Below are 6,531 nucleotides of genomic sequence, written 5' to 3' on the forward strand. Positions count from 1 at the left end.
AGACAGCAAGGACCCCCATGACCGAGATGCTGCGCTATTTCCGCTGGTCGCTGCTGGTGACCATCCTCGGCCTCGTGGCCGCCTTCTGGCTCGGGCTGCGCTACGAGGGCAGCCTCGGCGGCGCGCTGTCCTTCTTGCTGGTGGGCACCGTGCTGGCAGTGCTGGAGATTTCGCTCTCATTCGACAACGCCATCGTCAACGCCAACAAGCTGCGCGACATGAGCCCGGTCTGGCGGCAGCGCTTCCTGACTTGGGGCATCCTTATCGCGGTGTTCGGCATGCGGATCGTGTTCCCGCTCGCCGTGGTCGCCGTGGCGGCACGTGTCGGGCCCTTCGAGGCGGTGCGCCTCGCGGCGACCGAGCCCGACACCTATGCGCGGCTGATGAACGAGAGCCATCTGTCGATCGCGGCCTTCGGCGGGACCTTCCTGATGATGGTGGCGCTGAACTTCTTCATGGACGACGCCAAGGAGATCGACTGGCTGCGCGGGATCGAGCACCGGTTGCGCCGGATGGGCACCATCAAGGGCGTCACCTACGGTCTGGTTCTCGCCGTGGTGCTGGGTTTCGGGCTGGCGCTGGGGCTGGCCGAGCAGGCGGTGTTCTTCAAGGCGGCGATCATGGGCCTCGTGGTTTTTATGCTGGTCGAAACGCTGAGCCACGTGCTCGACGCCGAAAGCGAGATGCAGAGCGCCGCCCGCGCCGGGGGTCTGGGCGCGTTTCTCTATCTCGAGGTGCTCGACGCCTCGTTCTCCTTCGACGGCGTCATCGGCGCCTTCGCCCTGACCCAGAACCTGTTCCTGATCGCCATCGGTCTCGGGATCGGCGCGATGTATGTGCGCTCGATGACCATCATGCTCGTTGAGAAGAAGACGCTCAGCCAGTTCCGCTACCTCGAGCATGGTGCGTTCTACTCGATCCTCGCGCTGGCGGTGATCATGTTCGCGCAGAGCCTCGTCCACGTGCCCGAGGTGATCACCGGGCTGCTCGGCGCGATGATCATCGGGCTGTCGCTGCTGTCTTCGGTCAGGTTCAACCGGCGTCTGGTGTCATAGAGCAAACACTCCGATACGGCGAGGTCTGCCGGCACGGGCATGAGGTAAGCGGAGAGGTCAGATGTGGGAAGCTATGGCCCGCTGTTCAGGAGAGTGTCAGATCTTCTGTGTATGAGTGATCCGGTCCATGCTTCTTCGAAAGGAAGCATGCATGACGATCTCCAAGGAACTGCTGGACGAACTTCTGAAGGGCGTAGAGCGCCCTGAGGACCTGCTCGGCGAGGCCGGGCTGATGAAAGAGCTGAAGATCAAGCTCATGGAGCGGATGCTCGGCGCCGAGCTGACGGCGCATCTTGGCTATGAAGAGGGCAAGGAAGCTCCACCGGGTCAGAGCAACCGCCGGAATGGCGCCTCGACCAAGGTGCTGAAGGGGCAGGACAGCGAGATGCCGGTAGCGGTGCCCCGCGACCGCGACAGCAGCTTCGAGCCGGAACTGGTGAAGAAAGGCCAGACCCGGATCGACGGGATGGACGACAAGATCATCGGGCTCTACGCAGCCGGCCTGACGGTCCGGGACATCCAGACCCATCTGCTCGATCTCTATGGCCTGAAGGTTTCGCCCGACCTGATCAGTCGCGTCACCGACGCCGTTCTGGACGAGGTTCGGGAATGGCAGAGCCGGGCGCTGGAGCGGATGTATCCGATCGTGATCTTCGACGCGCTGCGCGTGAAGATCCGTGACGCCGACAGCCGGACAGTGAAGAACAAGGCGGTGTATGTCGCCCTCGGCGTCACCCGTGATGGCCAGCGCGAGGTTCTCGGCCTCTGGATTGCCGAGAACGAGGGCGCCAAGTTCTGGCTCTCGGTGATGAACGAGCTGAAGAACCGGGGCACGCAGGACATCCTGATCGCGGTTGTGGACGGGCTGAAGGGCTTCCCCGAGGCCATCACCGCCGCCTTTCCGGATGCCATGGTCCAGACCTGCATTGTGCATCTGGTGCGCCACAGCCTCAACTTCTGCTCTTGGAAGGACCGCAAGATCGTGGCCGCTGACCTGCGCCGAATTTACAGCGCCCCGACCGCCGATCTGGCCGAGGCCGAGCTTGATGCCTTCGAGGAAAAATGGGCCGGGAAATACGCCTCCATCGCGCCGGCCTGGCGTCGGGCATGGCAGGAAGTGATCCCGTTCTTTGCCTTCGATCCGGCGATCCGCAAGATCATCTACACCACCAACGCCATCGAAAGTCTGAACCGCGTGATCCGGAAATCGATCAAGACGCGTGGGTCCTTCCCAACGGATGAGGCCGCGACCAAGCTGATCTACCTCGCCATCCGCAACTTCGAGAAGGACGGGCGAAATGTTCGGGAATGGTTTGCGGCCCGAAATCAGTTCGCCATAATGTTCGGCGAGCGCTTCGACGCTTGAGTATCCCAAACCGCATGGGCCGGCCCGGATACACAAAGTTCAGGACACTCCCCTGTTCAGAAGGCAGCACCACTTCTAACGATCTGAAAACCTTGTAGCTCAGGGAACTCGGACATTCGCTGCAAGCAGAATGTGCGGCCGCAATGCGCAGATAGCGCTCTTTGCAAAATACGTACTGTGCGTCGACTCCGTAGACGCCATCAGACCCAAAGCGGACTATCAGATTTATCTCAGCACGGAACCGCTTGGGACTTCTCTCCATCTTCAAACGGATGTGTTCGAGACATTCTTGGAGATGTGCGCTCCAGAGAAAGCCGACGCACCGCCGTCATTGCCCTTGTCAGACCGGCACGAATACTGAAGGATTCAGCCTTAACGTCAAGATACTTTCAATGGCCTGGTGAGAAGACCTTTCATGACTGATCGCAAGAGGGATTTTGTTGAGCAAGCGGCTCCTGAATATTGGTTTAGCTATGCGCACGAGCTGGCAGAGACTGCCGACAGCATCTTCAATCGCTCCAAGAAACAGTTCGTCGCCTATCTTTATCAAAGCGCAGACGGCACCCAGAGAACCGAGAAAAGGCCCTTGGTTTCGCGCCCTGTTCTGCTTCTATACGGCATTGCTCTCGAAAACATGTTAAAGGCCATCCTAATTTCTGAAGACACCAGTCGTTTGGAAGGCGGTAAGTTGAGTAAGGAGTTACTTGGGCATGACCTTATGGCTCTGTCGAAGCGATGTAGAACAGTGGAGCTCACTGAATCAGACAGAGATATATTGAGCTTGCTTTCCAACGTGGTCCCTTACCACGGGCGATACCCAGTGCCGCGAAACTCCGAGGACATGAAGCCAGAGGAGTTTATCAACGAGGATATATTTGCGAAATGCGCTGACCTATTCGAGCACTTGTCTATCGAACTGTATCGACTCAATCACATGGGAATAGAGGCGCCCGAGGGCGTCCATTTTCCACGCCTTCACCTTACACACCTTGACGATAAAATAGACTTCGAAACGAACTGGTAGAACAGGAGGATCGATGAATATTATATCAGGGGCGCATCCATTAAATTATTTCCTTAGCAATTATAAGGTCGAAAACGGCCAGGTCCGCGATTGCTGTCGATGGCAATGAGTTTAGCGAACAGCTGCTCTTTGGCCGTCGTGTGGCTGCCTCTTGGGCACAACATCAACAGATTACGTGTACGCTTCGGGCTGAATCTGGGCTTTTGCTGCATTGGCCACGAGGTCGGGTTCGAGCCGAAACCTCCCTCATAATACATAACGCTTATTACACGCATAGATTGAGTTGAGCGGCGCGCGCTACTTCCAACTGCGACTCTTGTTTGAAAACAATGCCCTATCAAGCAGGAGTTTTCCAGTATGGGACGTGTCTACGCGCAGTTGACGCTCGAGGAGCGCCGCAAGATCGAGCGCTGGCGCCATGCCAGAGTATCCGTGAACGAGATGGCGCGGGTGCTGCGCCGCCACCGCTCGACCATCTTTCGCGAGCTCCGACGCAACCATTTCCAGGATCCCTGCATGCCCAAGGTCGTGGGCTACTTTGCGATGGCCGCTCAGCTGAGAACCAGCGATCGCCGCGCCCGCCAGCGCAAGCTGATCCGGCATCCGCAGCTACGTGACCAGGTCGTCGATCGGATCAAGGATGGTTGGACGCCGGAGCAGATCGCCGGCCGGATGCGCATCGAGCGCGCGCCGCTGCGGGTCTGCCAGGAAACGATCTATCGCTACATCTACGGCAAGGAAGGCCTGCGCGAAGAGCTGTGGTGGTATCTGCCGACCCACCGCAAGGCCCGGCGTCCGAGACGCGCCCGCAAGCGGCATCCGCCGAAATTCCACCGTGATGTCAGCATCCTGTTCCGGCCCGAAGCCGTGGCACAGCGCTCCCAGTTCGGTCATTGGGAGGCTGACTTGATGCTGTTCCGGCAGCGGTTCGGCTCCGCCAACGTGACTTCTCTCGTCGAACGCGTCAGTCGCTTCACCGTGCTGCTGAAGAACGCCGACAAGCGGACCCGGCCTGTCATGGACAAGGTCATCGCGGCCATCCGTGCGCTGCCTCAGCCAGCGCGCAGATCGATCACCTTCGACCGGGGCACCGAGTTCGTCTCGTGGCCGCATCTCCAGGCCGAGATCGGCACGAGCAGCTGGTTTTGCGACCCCTCTGCGCCCTGGCAGAAAGGTACGGTCGAGAACACCAACCGTCGTGCCCGCCGCTGGCTGCCCCGGGAACGCGACATCGGCCAACTCTCCGACCACGACATCCGCGAGATCTGCGACCGCCTGAACGCGACGCCGCGCAAATGCCTCGGATGGAGGACCCCCGCCGAGGTGTTCCGGGCGAAGATGCTGGAGAAGAGGCCATGAGCGCCCTACCCTGAACCCGCCGCGGAGTCGCGGTTCAAGTATCGCTCACAGCGATGCACTTTCTAAACTGGGTTGCGACCAACGCTCTATCCTGTCGCAAACACAGGAGTTTGGAAGATGGCCCACCGCGAGCTGGATCTGCAAGAACGGCGGCTGGTCGAAGACCTACTCCAGGCGAAAATGTCTATCACCCAGATCGCGGTGCGGCTATCACGGCACCGTTCGACGATCTACCGCGAGATCCGGCGCAACCGGTTCGAAGATAGCGAGCTGCCCCAGCTCAGCAGCTACTACTACGGCATGCTGGGGTCGCGTCCGTCAAGCTGGTGTAAATTCCGGGATGGTCATTGCGGATCATCGGTCAGGCGGCCTGTGTTGATAGGCTGAGAAGCGGGTCGATCTGCGCCGCATCGATGAGTGCGAAGGCTTCGACCTGCATGTAGCGATGCTGGCTCTGCCAGTCGTCGTTCTGCTCGAAGAGCACTGCACCGATCAGGCGAATGATGGACTCCTCGTTCGGGAAGATGCCGACGACATCTGCCCGCCGTTTCACCTCCTTGTTGAGACGTTCCAGTGGATTGGTGCTGTGCAACTTCGTGCGGTGCTGAGCCGGAAAAGCCATGTAGGCGAGGACGTCGGCCTCGCTCTCGTCCATGAGCGCGCCGAGCTTCGGCCAGCGCGGACGCAGCTGGTCGGCCACGTGGCGCCAGACCTCGATGGCGCCCTTCTGGTCGGGTTGGGTGAACGCCTGACGGATCGCGGCGGCAACCACCGTGTGCTGCCCCTTCGGCACGTGGGCGAGCGCGTTGCGCATCCAGTGGACCCGGCAGCGCTGCCAGGTTGCGTCGAATACCCGGGCGATCGCGGCCTTGAGGCCGGTGTGGGCGTCGGAGATGACCAACTTCACGCCCGCCAGGCCCCGGCTCTTCAGGCTCCGCAAGAAGTCAGTCCAGAAGGTCTCGGCTTCCGAGGGGCCGATGCTGAGACCGATGATCTCCCGGCGTCCATCCGTGTTCACGGCCATAGCGATTATGGCTGCGACCGAGATGATCCGTCCGCCCTGACGCACCTTCAGGTAGGTGGCGTCGAGCCACAGGTAGGGCCAGTCACCAGCCAGGGGACGATCCAGGAAATCGTGGACGCGCTCATCGATGTCCTTGCAGAGCTTCGACACCGTGCTCTTGGAGATCCCCGACAGCCCCATCGCCTGCACCAAATCGTCGACCTTCCGGGTCGAGACCCCACCGATCCATGCCTCCTGGATCACTGCCACCAGCGCCTTCTCCGAGGTGCGGCGGGGCTCGAGGAAGCCGGGGAAGTAGGAGCCTTGCCGCAGCTTGGGCACCCGCAGGTTCAAGGCACCGAGCCGCGTCTTCAGCTCACGATCACGGTAGCCGTTGCGATAGGTCTGGCGGCCGTCGCCGCGCTCGTAGCGACCAGCGCCGATCAGACCCTCGACATCGTGCTCCATCAACGTCTGGAGCACCGCCTCGGTCACAGCGCGGAGAAAGTCGCCCTCATCATGCTTTTGCAGCAGCTCGATCAGGGGCATGTTGGTGTCGGTCATCGGGGTCTCCCTCGGTCCGTGGTTGAAGTCCGCAAACTCCACCATAACCGACGTCCTCGATGGCCACCCCGGTTACACCGTCAGCGCAGCATGAAAGTCCACCACGTGACGGGACACTTCTGTGGTTGCCGCCCGTGATGCAAATAGTTTTTGACCCTAT

6 protein-coding genes are annotated in these 6,531 nt (G+C 60.5%); 5 read left to right on the plus strand and 1 reads right to left on the minus strand.

The window, feature by feature from the left end:
* The first annotated feature begins 17 nt into the window (after window positions 1–17).
* From AADJ02_RS15025 to AADJ02_RS15045, 5 genes are all read left to right on the plus strand, one after another.
* A complete protein-coding gene (locus tag AADJ02_RS15025) occupies window positions 18–1,055 on the plus strand; it encodes a DUF475 domain-containing protein (protein WP_341213822.1) in 1,038 nt (345 codons plus the stop codon).
* Between the two features lie 151 nt (window positions 1,056–1,206).
* Window positions 1,207–2,421: an IS256 family transposase gene (locus tag AADJ02_RS15030; protein WP_341213823.1), complete on the plus strand. Its 1,215-nt coding sequence runs from the start codon at window positions 1,207–1,209 to the stop codon at window positions 2,419–2,421.
* 415 nt (window positions 2,422–2,836) lie between these two features.
* Window positions 2,837–3,445, plus strand: a complete 609-nt coding sequence (locus AADJ02_RS15035) for a hypothetical protein (RefSeq protein WP_341213824.1) — start codon at window positions 2,837–2,839, stop codon at window positions 3,443–3,445.
* Between the two features lie 357 nt (window positions 3,446–3,802).
* Complete coding sequence (locus AADJ02_RS15040; RefSeq protein WP_341213825.1) at window positions 3,803–4,804, plus strand: IS30 family transposase; 1,002 nt, start codon at window positions 3,803–3,805, stop codon at window positions 4,802–4,804.
* Between the two features lie 117 nt (window positions 4,805–4,921).
* A complete protein-coding gene (locus AADJ02_RS15045; RefSeq protein WP_341213826.1) occupies window positions 4,922–5,191 on the plus strand; it encodes a helix-turn-helix domain-containing protein in 270 nt (89 codons plus the stop codon).
* Here the strand turns inward: AADJ02_RS15045 and AADJ02_RS15050 are convergent.
* Window positions 5,166–6,371 carry an IS256 family transposase gene (locus AADJ02_RS15050; RefSeq protein WP_341213827.1) on the minus strand — a complete coding sequence of 402 codons (1,206 nt, stop codon included), beginning with the start codon at window positions 6,369–6,371 and terminating at the stop codon, window positions 5,166–5,168. The two genes, AADJ02_RS15045 and AADJ02_RS15050, sit on opposite strands and share 26 nt — an antisense overlap.
* Window positions 6,372–6,531 lie beyond the last annotated feature (160 nt).

The organism is uncultured Limimaricola sp. (assembly GCF_964022235.1).
Lineage (GTDB): Bacteria > Pseudomonadota > Alphaproteobacteria > Rhodobacterales > Rhodobacteraceae > Limimaricola.